The organism is Pseudomonas sp. S3_B08, assembly GCF_054667725.1.
The window spans coordinates 5,409,587-5,430,279 of sequence record NZ_CP162750.1; the positions used below are offsets into that span (position 1 = coordinate 5,409,587).

Annotated in this window: 12 protein-coding genes and 2 tRNA genes; 8 read left to right on the forward strand and 6 right to left on the reverse strand. The window is 59.7% G+C overall.

Annotated features, from left to right (window positions below):
* Nucleotides 1-2 precede the first annotated feature (2 nt).
* The 4 genes from AB4N73_RS24400 to AB4N73_RS24415 all read right to left on the reverse strand — a co-directional run bounded on the left by AB4N73_RS24400 (nt 3) and on the right by AB4N73_RS24415 (nt 3,233).
* A complete protein-coding gene (locus AB4N73_RS24400; RefSeq protein WP_460142651.1) occupies nt 3-1,568 on the reverse strand; it encodes an ABC transporter permease in 1,566 nt (521 codons plus the stop codon).
* Entirely contained in the window at nt 1,568-2,578 is a 1,011-nt protein-coding gene (locus AB4N73_RS24405) for an extracellular solute-binding protein (RefSeq protein WP_016771941.1), read from the reverse strand. Before AB4N73_RS24405 ends, AB4N73_RS24400 begins: the two co-directional genes overlap by 1 nt.
* A gap of 301 nt (nt 2,579-2,879) precedes the next feature.
* A tRNA-Leu gene (locus AB4N73_RS24410) sits at nt 2,880-2,966 on the reverse strand.
* Between the two features lie 180 nt (nt 2,967-3,146).
* Nucleotides 3,147-3,233, reverse strand: a tRNA-Leu gene (locus tag AB4N73_RS24415).
* Between the two features lie 225 nt (nt 3,234-3,458).
* Here AB4N73_RS24415 and rnr point away from each other — a divergent pair.
* The 7 genes from rnr to dnaB all read left to right on the forward strand — a co-directional run bounded on the left by rnr (nt 3,459) and on the right by dnaB (nt 10,744).
* Nucleotides 3,459-6,089 carry a ribonuclease R gene (rnr, locus tag AB4N73_RS24420; protein ID WP_024011371.1) on the forward strand — a complete coding sequence of 877 codons (2,631 nt, stop codon included), beginning with the start codon at nt 3,459-3,461 and terminating at the stop codon, nt 6,087-6,089.
* On the forward strand, nt 6,086-6,853 hold the full coding sequence (gene rlmB, locus AB4N73_RS24425) for a 23S rRNA (guanosine(2251)-2'-O)-methyltransferase RlmB (RefSeq protein WP_252877333.1): 768 nt from the start codon (nt 6,086-6,088) through the stop codon (nt 6,851-6,853). The genes rnr and rlmB overlap by 4 nt, the downstream gene beginning before the upstream one ends.
* A 296-nt stretch (nt 6,854-7,149) precedes the next feature.
* Nucleotides 7,150-7,572, forward strand: a complete 423-nt coding sequence (gene rpsF / locus AB4N73_RS24430; protein WP_016771938.1) for a 30S ribosomal protein S6 — start codon at nt 7,150-7,152, stop codon at nt 7,570-7,572.
* A gap of 29 nt (nt 7,573-7,601) precedes the next feature.
* Nucleotides 7,602-7,832 carry a 30S ribosomal protein S18 gene (gene rpsR / locus AB4N73_RS24435; RefSeq protein ID WP_002551829.1) on the forward strand — a complete coding sequence of 77 codons (231 nt, stop codon included), beginning with the start codon at nt 7,602-7,604 and terminating at the stop codon, nt 7,830-7,832.
* Between the two features lie 36 nt (nt 7,833-7,868).
* Nucleotides 7,869-8,762 carry a hypothetical protein gene (locus tag AB4N73_RS24440; protein WP_016771937.1) on the forward strand — a complete coding sequence of 298 codons (894 nt, stop codon included), beginning with the start codon at nt 7,869-7,871 and terminating at the stop codon, nt 8,760-8,762.
* A gap of 18 nt (nt 8,763-8,780) precedes the next feature.
* The gene (rplI, locus tag AB4N73_RS24445; protein ID WP_003221136.1) at nt 8,781-9,227 is read left to right on the forward strand and encodes a 50S ribosomal protein L9; all 447 of its coding nucleotides are present in this window, start codon (nt 8,781-8,783) and stop codon (nt 9,225-9,227) included.
* A gap of 119 nt (nt 9,228-9,346) precedes the next feature.
* The gene (gene dnaB / locus AB4N73_RS24450; RefSeq protein ID WP_016771936.1) at nt 9,347-10,744 is read left to right on the forward strand and encodes a replicative DNA helicase; all 1,398 of its coding nucleotides are present in this window, start codon (nt 9,347-9,349) and stop codon (nt 10,742-10,744) included.
* A 39-nt stretch (nt 10,745-10,783) separates the two neighbouring features.
* On the opposite strand, the gene AB4N73_RS24455 is transcribed toward dnaB, so the two are convergent.
* Both AB4N73_RS24455 and AB4N73_RS24460 read right to left on the reverse strand, forming a co-directional pair.
* Nucleotides 10,784-15,424, reverse strand: coding sequence for an NEL-type E3 ubiquitin ligase domain-containing protein (locus AB4N73_RS24455; RefSeq protein WP_460142652.1), 4,641 nt, complete (start codon nt 15,422-15,424; stop codon nt 10,784-10,786).
* Nucleotides 15,425-15,427: 3 nt separating this feature from the next.
* Nucleotides 15,428-18,133, reverse strand: coding sequence for a hypothetical protein (locus AB4N73_RS24460; protein WP_460142653.1), 2,706 nt, complete (start codon nt 18,131-18,133; stop codon nt 15,428-15,430).
* A gap of 229 nt (nt 18,134-18,362) precedes the next feature.
* On the opposite strand from AB4N73_RS24460, the gene AB4N73_RS24465 reads away from it, so the two are divergent.
* Nucleotides 18,363-20,666, forward strand: coding sequence for a YgiQ family radical SAM protein (locus AB4N73_RS24465; protein ID WP_016771932.1), 2,304 nt, complete (start codon nt 18,363-18,365; stop codon nt 20,664-20,666).
* Nucleotides 20,667-20,693: the final 27 nt, after the last annotated feature.

Sequence of the window (20,693 nt, forward strand, 5' to 3'; positions counted from 1 at the left end):
TATCAGCGGCTCAGATACATACGTGTCGTCAGCAGATAAACCGGCAGCCCCGAGACCACAATCAACAACGCCGCATAAGGCGCCGCCGCCGCAAACTCGACATTCGCCGTATGCGCCCAGACCTCGGTCGCCAGCGTATTCAGTCCGGTTGGGCTGAGCAGCAACGTCGCCGTCAATTCCTTCATCGCATCGAGAAACACCAGCGCAAACGCCGCGCCCAGTGCCGGGAAAATGATCGGTAATGTCACCCGGCAAAACGCCGTGAACGACGATGCGCCCAAGGTCCGCGCGGCTTCTTCCAGCTGCGGTGCAGCCTTGTTCAGTGCCGTACGAATCGGCGCCTGCGCCAATGGCAGAAACAGCAGCGCATAGGCGATCAGCAGCAAGCCCGACGTCTGATACAGCACCGGCACGTAATGCAGGGCGAAATACACCAGCGTCAACGCAATCACCAGGCCCGGCAGCGCGTGCAGCAGATAAGGCAGGCGTTCGGCCCAGATTGCCAATTGGCCTTTGTAGCGCACCACCAGCAGCCCGACCGGCACTGCCAGCGCCAGGCACAACGCCGCGCCGCCCAACGACAATGCCAGCGATGACAACAGCGCCTCAGTGATTGCTGCTACCGGGAACGCTGCCGACGAACCGACCGCCAGCCAGTAGGCCAACATCCCCAGCGGAACGCCGCTGCCGATAATCGCCAGCAACAGGCAATACAACTGACCTGCCGCAGCCCATGGCCCAAGCTTTACTTGCTCAGCCTGTCGCGCTGCACCTTGGCCAGTGCGCACATGCCGGCCCTTGCCGCGCACCCTCAGTTCCAGCCACAACAGCAGCAGGCACAGCGCCAGCAACACCGCCGAAAGCATCGCTGCGTTGGCGTTACTGAATTCCAGTTCGAATTGCTGGTAGATCGCCGTGGTAAAGGTATGCAAACCGATGATCGACAGCGCGCCGAATTCTACCAGCATGTGCAGGGCAATCAGCAGCGAGCCGGCCAACAGCGATGGCCACAACAGCGGCAGGGTGACGCGGAAAAACACGCCCCAGCGATTCTGTCCCAGCGTGCGGGCGGATTCTTCGAGAGAGGGATCGAGATTGCGCAGGGTCGCCGCGACTGGCAGGAAGATCAGCGGATACTTCGACAGGCTCATCACCAGAATCGCTCCGCCGAGGCCTTCGAACTGTGCACTCAGCGACACCCAGGTGAAGCTGCTGACAAACGCCGGCACCGCAAACGGCAGGCACAGGATCACGCCCCACAGGCGTCGACCCGGCAGATTGCTGCGTTCCAGTAGCCATGCCAGCGACAGGCCGATCACGGCGCAGGTGATCGTCACGCCGACCATCAGTGCCAAGGTGTTGCGCAACAGGCCAAACACATACGGGCGCCACAGCAAATGCAGCGCCTCGGCCCAGCCGGCCTGCCAGGCTTTCACCCCGACGTAGGCCAGTGGCAACAGGCTCAGTAACACCAGTAGCAATACCGGCAGTACCAGCCATATCGACGGCCGTTTGCGTCTTGGTACGTAACCCCCGCGCGCGGCGGGGGCCGATAACGATGCTGCCATCAGTTCAGGCCAACTTCGCGTTCCAGTTCCAGGGCTTCTTCTGCGTTGCCAAGATCCGCCGGGGTGACGTTCGGCGCTTCCAGTTCGCTGAACGGCTTGAGACCGCGATCCGATTCCATGCCTTTGTGCAGCGGGTATTCGGCGGTGGTCTGAGTGATCACGCGCTGACCTTCTTCGCTGGCCATGAAGGCGAGGAATTGCTGGGCTTCTTTTGGATGTTTGCTGGATTTCAGCACGGCAGCACTGGACACGGTGATCAAGCCGCCAGCGTCGCCGCCGGTGAAGTAATGCAATTTGGAATCGAGCTTGCCTTTCTCGCGTTGCAGGGCGAACCAGTAGTAGTTGTTCACCAGTACGGTGGCGACTTCACCGTTTTCCACCGCTTTGAGCGCGACCATGTTGTTGCTGTAGGTCTTGCCGAACGCGCGCAGGCCGGTCAGCCATTCTTCGGCGGCGTCACGACCGTGCAGCTTGATGATCGCTACGGCCTGCTCCTGGAAGGCGCCGCTGGTCGGAACGAAGCCGACCTTGCCCTGCCACTGCGGCTCGGAAAATTCCATCACCGATTTCGGCAGGTCTTTTTCATCGATCAGTTTCGGATTGAACGCGACCACGCGTACGCGGGCGGTAACGCCGATCCAGGTGCCATTGGCGGCGACGTATTTTTCCGGCAGAACTGCCAGCGTGGCGTCATCGGCCTTGGCCAGCAGACCCTGTTCGCCGAGGTTATTCAGCGGCGGCGACTCTTCGGTGTAGATCACATCGGCGGGGGAGCGGTCGCCTTCTTCGATGATCTGGCTGGCGAGCTGGTTGCTGCTGCCTTTGCGCACGTTGACGTGGATGCCGGTCTTGGCTTCGAAAGCCTTGGCAATCGCGTCGCCGACTTCCTTGTGCTGGCCGTTGTAGAGAGTCAGGGAAACCGCATCGGCAGCCTGGGTGAGGGGAGTGGCGAGTGCCAGGCCGAGGAGGGTGAAGGTCAGGCCTCGGCGCAGGGTATTTCGAAACGTCATTCGCAGGGTTCCTCACTGTCGCATTGCAAAAACTTGCAACAATGATAAACGATATTGTTTCTCAAGTGCGCCTTGTGCGGGACAAGGGGATCGGGTAGGCGCTGCCGAAGGCTCGGGCCGCGTTCGGACGATCTTTTGATCTGCCTCCTGCGAGTTACGGGGAAAAGCAAGATCAAGAGATCGCAGCCTCGTTGCACTCGTCGGCTCCTACAAGACCTGCGGAAATTCAGGGAGCCAGAAACGCAAAAACCCGCTTTCGCGGGTTTTTGTGAAATCCAAGGCCTGAACCTTGAATTTGAATTGGTGCCCAGAAGAAGACTCGAACTTCCACGACCGTAAGGTCACCAGCACCTGAAGCTGGCGTGTCTACCAATTTCACCATCTGGGCAATCATCGCAAGCGTTGCCGCTGTTGATGTGGCGCACTATACGGAGGCCTTTTTGATCTGTAAACCCCTGATTTGGTTTTAATAAATCAGTGTGAACAAAAGCTTTCCCGCAAATGCAAAAAACCCGCTTTCGCGGGTTTTGTGTGAGTCTTGAAACTGATCTAGTCTCAAACTCGAAATTGGTGCCCAGGAGAAGACTCGAACTTCCACGACCGTAAGGTCACCAGCACCTGAAGCTGGCGTGTCTACCAATTTCACCACCTGGGCATCATCGAAAGCGCTTGTGCGTCGTCGATGGCGCGCACTATACGGAGCGCCTTTTTAACTGTAAACCCCTGCTGCAGAAAAAACTGAATTTTTTTACCAGCGGCGTTCAAAACCCTATCAGAGCGTCGATACAGGGCCATGCAAAGCCTTATAGAAGCGGAAATTTCCCGTTTCACGGCGCCTATGCCAAACTAACCCGCATATAGACAAGGTGAAAACTCTCTAATGGCCGATTGGCAGTCCCTCGATCCCGAGGCCGCTCGTGAAGCGGAAAAATACGAAAACCCTATTCCCAGCCGCGAACTGATCCTGGCGCACCTCGCCGATCGGGGTTCGCCTGCTGCCCGCGAGCAACTGGTCGAAGAGTTTGGTCTGACCACCGAAGACCAGATCGAGGCCCTGCGCCGCCGCTTGCGCGCCATGGAGCGCGACGCTCAACTGATCTACACCCGCCGTGGCACTTACGCGCCGGTGGACAAGCTCGACCTGATCCTCGGCCGCATCAGCGGTCACCGTGACGGTTTCGGCTTCCTGGTGCCGGACGACGGCAGCGACGACCTGTTCATGAGCCCGGCGCAAATGCGTCTGGTGTTCGACGGTGACCGCGCGCTGGCCCGGGTTTCCGGGCTCGATCGTCGTGGTCGCCGTGAAGGCGTGATCGTCGAAGTGGTGTCCCGCGCTCACGAAACCATCGTTGGTCGCTACTTCGAAGAAGGCGGCATCGGTTTTGTCGTTGCCGACAATCCGAAGATTCAGCAGGAAGTGCTGGTCACCCCGGGCCGCAACGCCAATGCGCAGATCGGTCAATTCGTCGAGGTGAAAATCACCCACTGGCCAACGCCGCGTTTCCAGCCGCAAGGCGATGTGGTCGAAGTGGTCGGCAACTACATGGCGCCGGGCATGGAAATCGATGTTGCCCTGCGCACCTACGATATCCCGCACGTCTGGCCTGAAGCGGTTGTGAAAGAAGCCGCCAAGCTCAAGCCGGAAGTCGAAGAAAAAGACAAAGAGAAGCGCATCGACCTGCGTCATCTGCCGTTCGTCACCATCGACGGCGAAGACGCCCGCGACTTCGACGATGCGGTCTACTGCGAAGCCAAACCGGGCAAGCTGCGTCTGTTCTCCGGTGGCTGGAAGTTGTACGTGGCGATTGCCGACGTTTCCAGTTACGTGAAGATTGGCTCGGCGCTGGACAACGAAGCTCAGGTTCGCGGCAACTCGGTGTACTTCCCCGAGCGCGTGATCCCGATGCTGCCGGAGCAACTGTCCAACGGCCTGTGCTCGCTGAACCCGCAAGTCGATCGTCTGGCCATGGTTTGCGAGATGACCATCTCCAAGTCCGGCGAAATGACCGACTACTGCTTCTATGAGGCGGTGATCCATTCCCACGCCCGTCTGACCTACAACAAGGTCAGCGCGATGCTGGAAACGCCGAAGGCTACCGAAGCGCGCAAATTGCGTGGCGAGTACACCGACGTCGTCCCGCACCTCAAGCAGCTCTACGCGTTGTACAAGGTATTGCTGGCCGCCCGTCACGTGCGTGGCGCGATCGATTTCGAAACCCAGGAAACCCGGATCATCTTCGGCTCCGAGCGCAAGATCGCGGAAATCCGTCCGACCGTGCGCAACGATGCGCACAAGCTGATCGAGGAGTGCATGCTGGCCGCCAACGTGGCCACTGCCGAATTCCTCAAGAAGCACGAAATTCCTGCGCTGTATCGCGTTCACGCCGGTCCGCCGCCAGAGCGTCTGGAAAAGCTGCGCGCATTCCTTGGTGAGCTCGGCCTGTCCCTGCACAAAGGCAAGGACGGTCCGTCGCCGAAGGATTATCAGGCCCTGCTGGCGAGCATCAAGGATCGTCCGGATTTCCATCTGATCCAGACCGTCATGCTGCGTTCGTTGAGTCAGGCGGTGTACAGCGCTGAAAACGACGGCCACTTCGGCCTGAATTACGAAGCCTATACCCACTTCACTTCGCCGATCCGTCGTTACCCGGACCTGCTCACGCACCGCGCGATCCGCAGCGTGATCCATTCGAAACAGGACACCCCGCACGTTCGTCGTGCCGGTGCGATGACCATTCCGAAAGCGCGCATCTATCCGTACGACGAAGCGGCGCTGGAGCAGCTTGGCGAGCAGTGCTCGATGAGCGAGCGCCGCGCCGACGAGGCGACCCGCGACGTGGTGAACTGGCTCAAGTGCGAGTTCATGAAGGATCGCGTGGGCGAATCGTTCCCGGGCGTAATCACCGCTGTGACCGGGTTCGGTCTGTTCGTCGAGCTGACCGATATCTACGTCGAAGGCCTGGTGCATGTCACCGCGCTGCCGGGCGATTACTACCACTTCGATCCTGTGCATCACCGCTTGGCGGGCGAGCGCACCGGTCGCAGTTTCCGTCTTGGCGACACCGTTGAAGTACGCGTCATGCGCGTCGACCTCGATGAGCGCAAGATCGACTTCGAGATGGCCGAGAAAACCATCAGCGCGCCGATCGGTCGCAAGAAACGTGGCGCCGAAACCGCTGCGCCTGCTGCCAAGGCTGCGGAAGAAAAGGCTCCAGCGAAAACCGCCAGCCGTCGTCCGGCCAAGGAAAAGGTTGCCGAAGCCTATCGTCCGAGCGATGCCGTGGCGAAAAACGCCGAGCTGCGCAAAAGCCGTGAATTGAAGAAGGCCTTGCTGGCCGATGCGAAAAACGGTGGTAAAGCGGCGTCCGGGGGAAAGACCGGACGGTCGGCGCCTGACAGGGCGACCGACGGCAAGCCAGCCAAGCCGAGCAAGCACCGTAAGGGCCCGCCAAAAGCGGGTTCCGCTCCAGCCAAAAGTGGCGGGGCGCGTAAACCGAAGGCGAAGTCATGAGTCAGTTGGAAAAAATCTACGGCGTTCACGCGGTAGAAGCGTTGCTGCGTCACCACCCCAAGCGCGTCAAGCAGATCTGGCTGGCGGAAAGCCGCAACGATCCGCGCGTGCAGACGCTGGTCGAGCTGGCCAATGAAAACCGTGTTCAGGTCGGCCAGGCCGAGCGTCGCGAAATGGACGCCTGGGTTGAAGGCGTGCATCAGGGCGTTGTCGCTGAAGTCAGCCCGAGTCAGGTCTGGGGCGAGGCGATGCTCGACGAGTTGCTCGATCGCACCGAAGGCGCGCCGCTGTTGCTGGTGCTCGACGGCGTGACCGATCCGCACAACCTCGGCGCCTGCCTGCGTTCGGCCGATGCGGCCGGTGCGCTGGCGGTGATCGTGCCGAAAGACAAGTCGGCCACGCTGACCCCGGTGGTGCGTAAAGTCGCCTGCGGCGCGGCGGAAGTGATCCCGCTGGTGGCCGTGACCAACCTGGCGCGCACGTTGGAAAAACTTCAGCAGCGCGGTTTGTGGGTAGTCGGCACCGCTGGTGAAGCCGAGGTCAGCATTTATGACCAGGACCTGACCGGCCCGACCATTCTGATCATGGGCGCCGAAGGCAAAGGCATGCGTCGCCTGACCCGCGAGCATTGCGACTATCTGGTGAACCTGCCGATGGCCGGCAGCGTCAGCAGCCTCAACGTCTCGGTCGCCACCGGCGTGTGCCTGTTCGAAGCCCAGCGCCAGCGCGGTGCGAAGGCCAAGGCTGCCGCGAAGAAGTCCTGACCTGCTGCAAATCCCCTGTAGGAGCTGTCGAGTGAAACGAGGCTGCGATCTTTTGATCTTGCTTTGAAAAAATCAAAGTCAAAAGATCGCAGTCTTCGGCAGCTCCTACACGGGTCGCCCGGTGATTGTTCAAATAATCACCAATTGCCTTGCGCGCCCGCAGTCCCTTCTCTACAATTGCGCCCCTTGCTGTGACGGCAGGTACGCATGTGCCCCGCGCCAGCAAGTCCATAAGTGTCATTCACTCCTTGTCTGACCGTTTTTGAGCGGCAGGCTACAACCCGTAAGGAGCATTCATGCGTCATTACGAAATCATCTTTCTGGTCCACCCGGATCAGAGCGAGCAAGTCGGCGGCATGGTTGAGCGTTACACCAAGCTGATCGAAGAAGACGGCGGCAAAATCCACCGTCTGGAAGACTGGGGCCGTCGTCAACTGGCCTACGCAATCAACAATGTTCACAAGGCTCACTACGTGATGCTGAACGTTGAGTGCACTGGCAAGGCCCTGGCCGAGCTGGAAGACAACTTCCGCTACAACGATGCAGTGATCCGTAACCTGGTCATCCGTCGCGACGAAGCCGTTACCGGCCAGTCCGAGATGCTCAAGGCTGAAGAAAACCGCAGTGAGCGCCGTGAGCGTCGCGACCGTCCTGAGCACGAAGGCGCCGAAGGCACCGACAGTGATGACAGCGACAACAGCGATAACGCTGACGAGTAATCCACGGACCTTATTAAGGAGCCTATCAAATGGCACGTTTCTTCCGTCGTCGTAAATTCTGCCGCTTCACCGCTGAAGACGTGAAAGAGATCGACTACAAAGATCTCAACACTCTGAAAGCCTACGTATCCGAGACCGGCAAAATCGTTCCAAGCCGCATCACCGGTACCAAAGCTCGTTATCAGCGTCAGCTGGCCACCGCTATCAAGCGCGCCCGCTTCCTGGCCCTGCTGGCCTACACCGACAGCCACGGCCGCTGAGACCGGGCAGTCGACAAGTAGCAAAGGATTGAATGCATGCGCGCCTTAGCTGAGTTCATCATGCGAGGCCGAATGCAGGCCACTCTCGTGGTGGCCGGATGTGCAACATTGCCGTTGTTGTATTGGTTGGGTGCTGCCGCCGGGAGCCTTGTGCTGCTGCGGCGCGGATTGACGGACGCCCTTGGCGTTCTGTCACTGGGACTGCTGCCGGCATTGATCTGGTGGCTGTATGCCGATGACCCACGGGCACTTCTGGTGCTGCTGGGGTCTTCGGGGCTTGCGTTGGTTTTGCGCGCAAGCGAATCCTGGGTCCGCACGCTGCTGGTCAGCGTAGTGATCGGAGTGGTGTTTTCAGTGGTGCTCGGGGTCGCGTTTGCGGCCCAGATCGAGATGCTCGCGCAGGCCCTCATAAAGGTCATGCCGGCGCTTCTTGGTGAGACCTACAAGCAATTGTCGGTCGATGAGCAAGCGCGTTTCGCGTCCCTGATTGCACCGGTCCTGACCGGACTGATTGCGGCCTTGTTGCAGATCGTCAGCGTGCTGAGCCTGATTGTCGGGCGGCATTGGCAGGCGTTGTTGTACAACCCGGGTGGTTTCGGTCGCGAGTTTCGCGCCATCCGCATCCCGCTGGGGCCGGCGATGTTACTGCTGGCGTTGATGCTTCTGGGCCCGAATCTCGGTGCACAGATGGCCATGTTGACGCCGTTGTGCAGTGTACCGCTGGTGTTCGCCGGGCTAGCCCTGATTCACGGGCTGGTCGGGCAGAAGCGACTGGCCGGTTTCTGGCTGGTGGGGTTGTACGTCACGCTGCTGTTGTTCATGCAGCTGATCTATCCGTTGCTCGTGGTTCTGGCCATTGTCGACAGCCTGATTGATTTTCGCGGTCGTCACGTGTCGAAAGACACCGACAGCGCGAACGGTGAAGGTTAAAAGTTAGAGGATTTTCACATGCAACTGATCCTTCTGGAAAAAATCGCCAACCTGGGCAACCTGGGCGACAAAGTAAACGTTAAGGCCGGTTACGGCCGTAACTACCTGCTGCCTTTCGGCAAGGCTACCGCTGCGACCGCTGCCAACCTGGCTGCGTTCGAAGAGCGTCGCGCCGAGCTGGAAAAAGCCGCCGCAGACCGTAAGGCATCGGCTGAAAGCCGTGCTGCCCAACTGGCCGAGCTGGAAGTGACCATCACTGCCACCGCTGGCGACGAAGGCAAGCTGTTCGGTTCGATCGGTACTCACGACATCGCTGACGCACTGACCGCTTCCGGCGTTGAAGTGCAGAAGAGCGAAGTTCGTCTGCCGAACGGCACCATCCGCAACGTGGGTGAATTCGACGTGGCCGTGCACCTGCACGCCGAAGTTGAAGCCACCGTACGCGTTGTCGTGGTAGCAGCTTAAGCAACATCGATCGGCTGGCGGCTTGTCCGTCAGACGGTTAACATCGGGCACGATCCTGTTTACAGGTCGTGCCCTTTGTCTTTCTGAATTCCCTGCTTTTCACTAATACTCAAGTGGCCATGAACGATATCTCCGCTCCCGAGCAATACGATCTGCAAACCGCTGCCCTGAAGGTGCCGCCGCATTCCATCGAGGCCGAACAGGCCGTACTCGGTGGTCTGATGCTGGACAACAACGCCTGGGAACGCGTGCTCGATCAAGTCTCCGATGGCGATTTCTATCGACATGACCACCGTCTGATCTTCCGAGCGATCGCCAAACTGGCTGATCAGAACTCGCCGATCGATGTCGTGACCCTTGCCGAACAGCTGGACAAGGAAGGTCAGACGTCGCAAGTCGGTGGCCTCGGCTATCTTGGCGAACTGGCGAAAAACACCCCGTCCGTCGCCAACATCAAGGCCTATGCGCAGATCGTCCGTCAGCGTGCGACGTTGCGCCAACTGATCGGCATCAGTACCGAGATCGCCGACAGCGCCTTCAACCCCGAAGGCCGCACCGCCGAAGAGATCCTCGATGAAGCCGAACGGCAGATCTTCCAGATCGCCGAAGCGCGGCCGAAGACCGGCGGCCCGGTCGGCGTCAATGAGCTGCTGACCAAGGCTATCGACCGGATCGATACCCTGTTCAACACCGCCGACGCCATCACCGGCCTGTCTACGGGTTACACCGACCTCGATGAAAAGACCAGCGGCTTGCAGCCGTCCGACCTGATTATCGTCGCCGGCCGTCCGTCGATGGGTAAAACCACCTTCGCGATGAACCTGGTGGAAAACGCCGTGTTGCGCAGCGAGAAGGCTGTCCTGGTTTACTCCCTCGAGATGCCAGGCGAATCGCTGATCATGCGTATGCTGTCTTCGCTCGGCCGAATCGACCAGACCAAGGTGCGTTCCGGCCAGCTCGAAGATGACGACTGGCCGCGCCTGACGTCAGCGGTCAACCTGCTCAATGATCGCAAACTGTTCATCGATGACACCGCCGGTATCAGCCCTTCGGAAATGCGCGCGCGGACCCGGCGTCTGGTGCGTGAGCACGGCGATGTCGGTCTGATCATGATCGACTACCTGCAACTGATGCAGATCCCCGGTTCCAGCGGTGACAACCGCACCAACGAGATTTCCGAGATCTCGCGATCGCTGAAAGCGCTGGCCAAGGAATTCAACTGCCCGGTAGTCGCCCTGTCGCAGCTCAATCGTTCCCTCGAACAGCGCCCGAACAAACGCCCGGTCAACTCCGACTTGCGCGAATCCGGAGCGATCGAGCAGGACGCCGACGTGATCATGTTCGTTTATCGCGACGAGGTGTATCACCCGGAAACCGAGCACAAGGGCATTGCCGAAATCATCATCGGCAAACAGCGTAACGGCCCGATCGGGTTTATTCGGCTGGCGTTCATCGGCAAGTACACGCGCTTCGAAAACCTCGCGCCGGGCAGTTACAACTTCGACGACGACGAGTAACAGCAGACCGGATCATCCGGCCTGCTGTCGTGGTCGGTTTCAATCGGCCGAAGCTGCCGTCTCGCTGCTTGCAGTTGTTTCGACTCCGTCACCGGGGCGAATTTCCTCGCGGGTCAGTGCCTGGATCAGCGTCGCTTCGCTGATGGCCAGCTGTGCTGTGACGTCATTGGTTTGCGCCTGATATTCGGTTTCGGTCAGGGCATTTGTCGCAGACTGCGCGTCCAGTGCGGCCTGTTTCTGTTGATAGGGCTGACGTGCGGCGTCGAACCGGGACGAGTATTTGTGCGTGATGAAGTCCTGCCAGAAATCCATCGATACCAGAGCCTGAAATTCATCGGGGGAGTCGTTCAAGGCGATGACCTTTCGGTAGGCCACTTCCAGCATCGGCGATGTGACGCCGGCCATGCCGATAAAGGACAGCGTCTGCGGCTGAAACGGTAACTGCAGCCGATCCTTGAGCCCAAAGCGGTAGGCCATCGTCATCTCGTGCGGGTCGCGCAAGCGCAGCTGATGGATATTGCGCTCCCTCGCTGAAGTTTGCGGATCGTCGACGATTGCCCTGCTCGCAGCGATTTCGGCTGCGGCCAGATCATCGACCTGTCTGAGTCTGAACAGGCTTCTGGACAGGTCCACCAATCGAGCACCATCGCCGTCTTGCCTCGCCTGCATTCGCGCCTTGTGCGTCATGGTCAGTACTTGCATGTCTGTAAACGTGGCAGCGGCAAGGTCAGTGCAGCCAGCCTCGCAGGCGCGATCAAAAACGTCTCTGCGCAGCGCACGTGTCTGCACGCTGTTCTCGCTGATCGCATCGACCACGTCCCAGATCTGTCGGCGGAAATCGGCATGGTGGGCGAGCTTGGAAATGATGTTGAAAAAGCCATCTGAGCCCACCTGTGCTTTGAGCCTGTTCAATTGCTCGGCGCGAATCATCGCCTCGTCTGCCGTCATGCCGACGGTCAACTGCGGATAGACCGAAACAGAGTTCGTTGCCACTGCTTGCGGGTGGGCTGCCGAAAGAGAAGTCGTCAGCAGGTTCAATGGATTGTAGAGCGATGCTGCGGAGCGGTTCAGCCATTCACCGTAGCCGGCCAGGCGTTCTCGTGTGTATGCGCTCAGGGGATTACCGCTTATCTGAGTGCCACTGTTGACCTGAATCGAATGCGTCAGGCGATCCGCTGCCGGTGCGACGACAAAGTCGGGCAGACTCGTGATCCGGTTGTCGTTCAGATGGACCTTGCCCAGCAGGGGCTGATCGAACAGTCCGGTTGGCCAGCTTTCGATGCCCGTATTGGACATGTCGACCTCGCGCATGTCAGTGATCGCACTGAAATCCGGGCTCACGCTCAAGTGCGGGTTGTCGTGAATCCACAAGGCCCTCAGAGTGGTTCTCCCGGCCAGTATCTGCGCGGTCTCGGCGGTGAGTTCCAGTTGATTGCCCTGCAGGAACAACCGCGTCATCCCGTGCATCTCGCCGATGGCCGGAGGGAGATCCCTGAGTCGATTGTTCGCCATGTTCAGCCAGCGCAAATGCCGGAAGCGGGTCAGGAAACCTTCCGGGGATTCGGTGAGATTCATGTTGTTGAGTTTGAGTGAGCCGACATGGCTGAAGTCGCTGCTCAGATCCGGCAGGGTTGGCAGTGTCAAACCGCTCAAATCCAGTTCAAGACCTATCGGCGTGCCGTCGAAGGCGTGTTGCTCGGGCGTTTCACGTCGCCAGCAACTGATGATCCGGTCCCGTGCCTCGATGCGCTCATTGCGGGTTTGAGTGTTGGCGTGCAATTGATTGACGCGGATATAGCGCAGACGATTGCTGCCTCCGGAAAAAACCCAGTCATCCAACTGGTTTTTCAGCACGGCGAAATCCTGCTCGAGCGCCAACAGCCTGGTCGCGACAGTGCCCTTGTCATGGCTCCAGATAAAATCCCGGCAGGCCTTGATGTTTTTGCCCGGAAACAGTCTTCGGTAGCGTTGCGCTCGCGAGTTCTCAGTATCGAATACGGCGGGGTGGGCTGGAGTCATCAACTCGGGATGCAGTTCATTGAGTCTTCGCCAGTAGCCATCGAACTTTCTCCAGTAAGGCGAAGGGAAGTCGTTGCCCTCAATCAGCGTGCGGTTGTTGATCCGCGCGACCACAGCCAATTGATCGGCAGGCGGGTTGATATGCGCGTCGGGGACGTTGCGCAGTTTATTGTTGCTGAGGTCGACGCCGGTCAAGGTGGTCTTGTCAGCCAGCCCGAGGGGCCACTCGCTGATTCCGGTGTTCCTCAGCTCCAGTGTCTGCAGTCCGGACATCGCGCTGAAATCGGGCGGTATCTGCAGTGGGTTGTCAGAGAGCTTGACGGTAACCAGCTGATGCAATGCACTCAATGCACCAGCGCTGTGCTCATCGAGTTTTATCTGGTTTTCAGTCAGATTGAGGTGGGCGAGCCGGCTCATCCCGCTGATGGCTGCGGGCAATTTTTTCAGGCCGGAGCGGGTGATCGTCAGAATGTCCAGATCAGGCAACCGCGACAGGAACGTGTCGGCAGTGTCGGACCAGACGACGTTGTTGAGGATGAGCATATTCAACCGACTGAAGTCGGCAGTCAGTGACGGTAGCGGTCCGTTCACTGCTGGCAGCATGAGCGACGTCGATTCCTGGAGCCAGCAGTCCTTGATAGTCCGGGCAATGTATTCTGCCCGAAGCTTTTCCTGGCCGGCGGCGCTGGATGCTGCCGACGTGCTGTCGGCGACGTAAGCCTGCAGCTGTGCGTCGAGCACCTTGAACTCCTCGAAACGCCGGCTGATCGTGGCTTCTGCATCATCCCCCAGACCGATCAGGTATTCCCGGGCAGTTTGCGGGGTTCTCTCTGGATGCATCCGCAGCAGCATGGCGACTTCTGGAATGTCGCCATCAATCCGGAATGCAGCCGTGCGTGCGCTGGTGATCAGTGCCGGGTATTGCGCCGTAACCCGCTGCCAATAGACTTCCAGCCGCCGCCAATAACCGCTGGCGAAGGGATTGCCTTCGATCAGGGTGACGCGGTTGATATTGGCGATGGCGAGCAACTGATCACTCGCCGGGTTGATGATTGTCTGTGGAATTTCGCGCAATCGGTTGTTGCGCAGATCGATTGACTCTATCGCTAGCTGATCTCGCAGCCCGGTTGGCCATTCATCCAGCCCGGTGTTGCGCAGACTCACGGTCTTGAGCTGGAGCATGCCGCTGAAGTCCAGGGTCTTGCCCAGCGGGTTGTCCGACAGATCAAGGCTTTCCAGTTGGCTGAGCGAAGCCAGCTCGCCGGCGGTTTGCTCGCTCAGTTCAATGCGGTTCGCTCGCAGGTCCAGTTCCTTCAGGCCGGGCATCTGCGTGAGGTTCGCCGGCGGTGTATCGAGCGCCGAAGCGTTGATTTTCAAGCGCTCAAGGGCTGTGAACCGCTTGAGAAAAGTTTCGGAGCCCGCCGACCATGCCACCGCCTGCAAGTGCAGCGTGCGTACATGGCTGAAATCTGCCGAGAGCGCAGCGATGCCAGCGCCGCCAAGATCCAGCTGCAGCGTTGTTCCCGTCTGCCGTTTCCAGCAACGCTTGATCTCTTGCGCGGCGCGCTCCACCGAAGGATGGGCCGCCCCGCCGGCCAGCGTACTGGTCTTCAGCCACGTCGCGAGTTCCAGCTTCAAGGTCTTGTATTCAGTCTCGACGCGGGTCAAGAAGCCTTGTACATCGTCGCCGTGGGGGCTCAGCAGCGTGCGGATCTGCTCGCTGTCCAGAGAGGGATAAAGTTTTCGCAGTCGCGATTGTGGCGTGCGCAGTCGGTTGAACGCGGTGTTGAGCCGTTCCCTCAGCCCCGGTGAAGCCGGTTGGTCGGGACTGCCACGCTGCATTCCGCCGGCTCCGCCGACTAAGATGCCTTGCCAGCCCTGACGGGCATCGAACACCACAGGCTCGGATCTGCCAGGGCGCGTAGCGCTGTAGATGTTGTCGACGTCGGCGGCGACAGGATCTTGCGGGCGAACGATGCGCATCACTTCGGCCAGAGGCGTCGATGCATCGGGATCGTGCAAGACCTGATAGCCGTGATTATCGATCACTGCATAGAGCTTGCCGTCATGGCGGTGCAGCCCGTCGCTGTCGGGTGAGCTGGTGCTGAAGTCGAGCGGCGTGCGAAACGCCTGCAGACGCGCCCCCGATAAAGCGAAGGTGCTTGGTTGCGAAAACTCCAGCGCATGCCATCGACCATTGTCGGGGTCGTGCAGCATCAGCGGTCCGGAGGGGATCGATTCACTGGCCAGCCTGGCGCGCCAGAGGCCGCTCTGCGCATCCTTGCCCACCTGCACGAAGCCACCATCGGTCATTTCCACGTAATGGCGGCCCTTGAATGTTCTCAGGCCTTCAGCGTCGGCATCGGGCAAGCCGATCGTTGCACTGAGCCGGTAATGCTCAGGCGGGTGGCCCACATGAGCGAAGGCGTCATGCATTGAAGCAATCGCCTGCACTGTGACGTTGGGAGCAGGAACGATTGCATCAGGATCGATACCGTCTGTGGGCCTGTTCGCGCGGATTGACGGGCCGCTCAACGTGGTCGGATCCAGGCCGGGGCGCGGGGTCAGGTTGAGGCGTGGCGGGGGCGTATCCATGGATGTGTCCGGTCGAATATGTGAATGACCGGGAAGCGTCACTTTCGACGGCGGTTTGCTTGGCATGTCTTACATTCCTTGTAGTCGTTGCACGGTAGCTTCTTCAGCGGAAGCTGCCGGCCTGTTCGGCGTCATTGCCTGAGGCTGTGTCATCGGGTGAGCGGAGGCGGCGGCCAGGTCGAAGATTTTCTGCGCTGTGCGTCCATCGAGATATTCGCGCCAGACAGGTTGATGCGGCCGCTGCGCCAGTTCTTCCCTGCGCTGCGATTGAATACCCCTGCTGCTTTGTTCAAGGGTTTTCAAATGCGCGCCGCGCACGTTGAAATTCAAGTCCGGGGAATCCTGTCTCGCATAATGAAAATGTGCGTGCCAGAGGGGATCGTGGGTATGTGCATCGGTGACTAGATAGATGTCGAGATATTGCCGGTCCGAACCCTTGCCACGTTTCAATCGGCTCTCGATTTTCCGGGCGTTCACGTGGCCCTTGTCGATCAGGTACAGCAGTCGGTCGACGTTCAGAACATGCTTGTCCTTATAGATTCGCAGGCGGATGGTTTCGCCCTCATTGCGCAGACGTTCACTGGCGTCCTGCAGGCGTCGAATCAGCGCGGTGGTCTCATCATGGGCCAGTTCCGCCCGCTGCAACTGCAATACGGTGTCATCCATTGCCCCGGCGCTGCTTTCGAGCATCTCGACAATGTTGTCCGGATGGTTTCTTTGCCGTTCTTCGTGGAGGGCAGCGCGGACATGCGCGTCGACACGGTCAAGGTGCCGAGTGGCTTCGGCAACCAATGACGGCAAGCTCCTCTGCGGCGTTGTCCGCGGCGAACGCCATTCACCGCGTCCTCGGTCATAGGTCTGTGACGGCTGCCTGGGATTGTGGAGGTTGCGGACCTCAATCACCTCTTCGTTTTGCGCGGTGCGTCGAGACTCGCCGACATTGAGCTTGTAGACGCCGTTTTTCTTTGCCCGAAAGATGAGCTTGGGCGGCGGTTGGAGACCGCTTCTGTCCTGGGCCGGAATGAACTCGAAATCAATGTTCTGCTGGTCGAACGTCAGCACCGGACGGTCAGCCTGATGGAGAAACTGGTTCAAGCGGCCTACCAGCGTCTGCTCGAATATTTCGATTTCCGCAGTGATCTCCCTGCGTGAAGTGGCGTGCTGCTCCCCCGGTGCCAGATCAAGGCGTTCGAACCAGTGGCGGATGGCTGTGCATTCCTGGAACAGGTTATTCAATACGGCAGGGTGGGAAACCTCGGGAACTGCGCCAAGCGCTCCGTAAACAAAGGTCACCTGACCAAAGCGGGTGGCCAGTTCCGATGCCAGAGGGGCGTTGCCGGCCGATTGTGGGGTATCCAGCATCAGACTTTTGGTCAGGACCCAGGAGGCAACAACGTTATGGGTGTCCATTGGTGAAAGAACATCCGCGCTGAACTCGTCTGGAGAGACCCGCCATTTGTTCACAAGATTGTCGGCGATTTGCTGGCGCTCTTTCAGATGACTCAGCATCCTGCCCAGAACGTTGACTGTTCGCGGAAGCCGCTCCGGGTCGAGGTCGATCATCGGACCCTCCAGGGCGTGGCGCGTCAAGCCGCATTCGATCAGTTGCTGATAGGCGAGCATCTGTTTTTTTTGCAGCCTGATTATGTTGTTCAGGTAAGCGTCCTGCTTCATGAAGCGCTTGATCGAGGATTTTTGCTCCTCGTAGTATTTCAGCGCCTTTCCAAGGTGTTTCAGTTCTTTGTGGCAGTGAACCTCGCGATCAAGCAGCGCCATTGTTTCGCGTCGAACGGTTTGCGCATGCTCTCCCTGCGCGTTACTCGCCTCCAGCCAGGCGTTTATCAGCTGTTCACGTTTATCCTGATCCTGCTTGATCCGCTTGTTGATACCCTCGAGTGCGACTGTCACCTCCAGATGCAGCCATAAGTCTGAGGGTCGCGCCGCTGCGCCTCTCGGCATTCCGGCTACACCTGTCAAGGAGGTTCCGCGCCAGCCGGATTGAGCATTGAAAGTAATCGCTTCCGACCTGCCGGGACGTGATGCGACGTAAACGTTTGTCGCATCGGCGGCGATCGGATCTTCAGGGCGAACGATGCGCATCACCGCTCTGTGCGGTGTCGAGGCGTCGAGATCATGCAGAACCTGATAGGCGTAGCTCTCGATCTGCACATAGAGTTTGCCGTTGAAGCGCAACAGGCCATCGCCGTCCGGCTCGACCGTGCTGAAATCCAGATCGGTGCGGAACGCCTCCAGCCGGGTCGTGGACAAGGGGTAGGTGGAGGGCGCCGAGGTGTCGATGGGCTGCCAGAGACGGCTGTCGGTATCGAAGCGCAATAGCGGTCCCGACGCGTGCAATTCGCTGGGCAATTTTGCCCGGTAGAAACCGCTGGCCGAGTCCAGACTCACCTGTACGGTGCCACCCTCCGGTACCTGGACATACTGGCGTCCATTGAGCGTCGACATGCCTTCGGCATCGGCCGCCGGCAGCACAACCAGCGAAGTGATCCAGTAATCCTTCAAAGGGCGGTCGTGCACAAAGGCAACAGATTGCGCTACCGCCGCCGTTCTGACCGCCGCCCGCGCAGGCATGGGGATAATGTGGTTGAGCACGAGATCGATCGCTGTTGCGATCGTTGTCGTCGGGCGCGTGGGAATCCTGAGCCCCGACGCGCCATCGAAGGACAGGGGGAAACCAGGCCGGGTTAGCGAATAATCGGGTCGCGGATTATGGATCGAGACGGTAGTGATGCCTCTGATTGGCGGTTTGGGTGACATTGCCTGTCTTCCTTTAAGTTGAATGCCCCGTTACTCCCGGGGGAGTGCTGCGGGCGGGCGGCTTCCTTGCCGTTTTGGTGCGTCGTACGCTCAGCGAAAACTCGTGATGTGTCGCGGGCTGGCTGCGCGAGACCAGCTCGCAGAGAAACCGACCACCGTCGTCGGAATTGGTCAAAATTTGTGCTATATTCCGCGCCCGCGATTTTTCACTTCAACACCGGTCGTCGACATGCAAGCAGCCAAGCCGTTATTTGACTATCCAAAATATTGGGCCGAATGTTTCGGGCCAGCGCCATTCCTGCCGATGAGCAGGGAGGAGATGGATCAGCTCGGCTGGGATTCGTGCGACATCATCATTGTTACCGGTGATGCCTACGTCGATCATCCGTCGTTCGGCATGGCGATCATCGGCCGGCTGCTGGAGTCGCAAGGCTTCCGCGTCGGGATCATCGCGCAGCCGAACTGGCAGTCCAAAGACGACTTCATGAAGCTCGGCGAGCCGAACCTGTTCTTCGGCGTCGCGGCGGGCAACATGGACTCGATGATCAATCGTTACACCGCGGACAAGAAAATCCGTTCCGATGACGCGTACACGCCCGGCGGCATGGCCGGCAAGCGTCCGGATCGCGCCAGTCTGGTTTACAGCCAGCGCTGCAAGGAAGCCTACAAGCATGTGCCGATCGTGCTCGGCGGCATTGAAGCCTCGCTGCGCCGCATCGCCCACTACGACTATTGGCAGGATCGCGTGCGCAACTCGATCCTGATCGACGCCAGCGCCGACATTCTGCTGTACGGCAACGCCGAGCGGGCCATTGTCGAAGTTGCCCAGCGCCTGTCGTGGGGCCACAAGATCGAAGACATCACCGATGTGCGCGGCACCGCGTTCATCCGTCGCGACACGCCGCAGGGCTGGTACGAAGTCGACTCCACGCGCATCGACCGTCCGGGCAAGGTCGACAAGATCATCAACCCGTACGTGAATACCCAGGACACCCAGGCCTGCGCCATCGAGCAGGAAAAAGGCCCGGTCGAAGATCCGCAGGAAGCCAAGGTCGTGCAGATCCTGGCCAGCCCGCGCATGACCCGTGACAAGACCGTGATTCGTCTGCCGTCGATGGAGAAGGTGCGCAACGACCCGGTTCTTTACGCCCACGCCAACCGCGTGTTGCACCTGGAAACCAACCCGGGCAACGCCCGTGCGCTGGTGCAGAAGCATGGCGAGCTCGATGTCTGGTTCAACCCGCCGCCGATTCCGATGACCACCGAAGAAATGGACTACGTGTTCGGCATGCCTTACGCCCGTGTGCCGCACCCGGCGTATGGCAAGGAGAAGATCCCGGCCTACGACATGATCCGTTTCTCGGTGAACATCATGCGTGGCTGCTTTGGTGGCTGCACCTTCTGCTCGATCACCGAGCACGAAGGCCGCATCATCCAGAACCGTTCCGAAGAGTCGATCATTCGCGAAATCGAAGAGATCCGCGACAAGGTGCCGGGTTTCACCGGCGTGATTTCCGACCTCGGCGGCCCGACTGCGAACATGTACCGCATCGCCTGCAAGAGCCCGGAAATCGAATCCGCCTGCCGCAAGCCGTCGTGCGTGTTCCCCGGTATCTGCCCGAACCTGAACACCGACCACTCGTCGCTGATCCAGCTGTATCGCAGCGCCCGTGCCCTGCCGGGTGTGAAGAAGATCCTGATCGCCTCCGGTTTGCGTTACGACCTCGCCGTCGAGTCGCCGGAATACGTCAAGGAGCTGGTGACTCACCATGTCGGCGGTTATCTGAAGATCGCCCCGGAGCACACCGAGGAAGGTCCGCTCAACCAGATGATGAAGCCGGGCATCGGCAGCTATGACAAGTTCAAGCGCATGTTCGAGAAGTACACCAAGGAAGCGGGCAAGGAGCAGTACCTGATTCCGTACTTCATCGCTGCCCACCCGGGCACCACCGACGAAGACATGATGAACCTTGCTCTGTGGCTCAAGGGCAATGGCTTCCGCGCCGACCAGGTGCAGGCGTTCTACCCGTCGCCGATGGCCACCGCCACGGCGATGTACCACTCGGGCAAGAACCCGCTGCGCAAGGTGACGTACAAGAGCGACGGCGTGACCATCGTCAAGAGCGAGGATCAGCGTCGTCTGCACAAGGCGTTCTTGCGTTATCACGACCCGAAAGGCTGGCCGATGCTGCGTGAAGCGCTGATCCGCATGGGCCGCGCCGATCTGATCGGCCCGGGCAAGGATCAACTGATCCCGGCGCATCAGCCGGCCACCGACAGCTACCAGAGCGCCCGTCGCAAGAACTCGACGCCGGCCGGCAGCCACAAGGTCGCCAAAGAGAAGACCACCAAGATTCTCACTCAGCACACCGGTCTGCCGCCGCGTGCCAGTGATGGCGGTAATCCGTGGGACAAGCGTGAACAGGCCAAGGCTGCGGCATTCGCCCGCAACCAGCAGGCGGCCAAGGAGCGCAAGGATGCGGCCAAAGGCAAAGGGCCGAAGCCGACACGCAAGCCGGTCGTGCCGCGCTAAACACTGCTTGAGCTGAACAGAACGCCA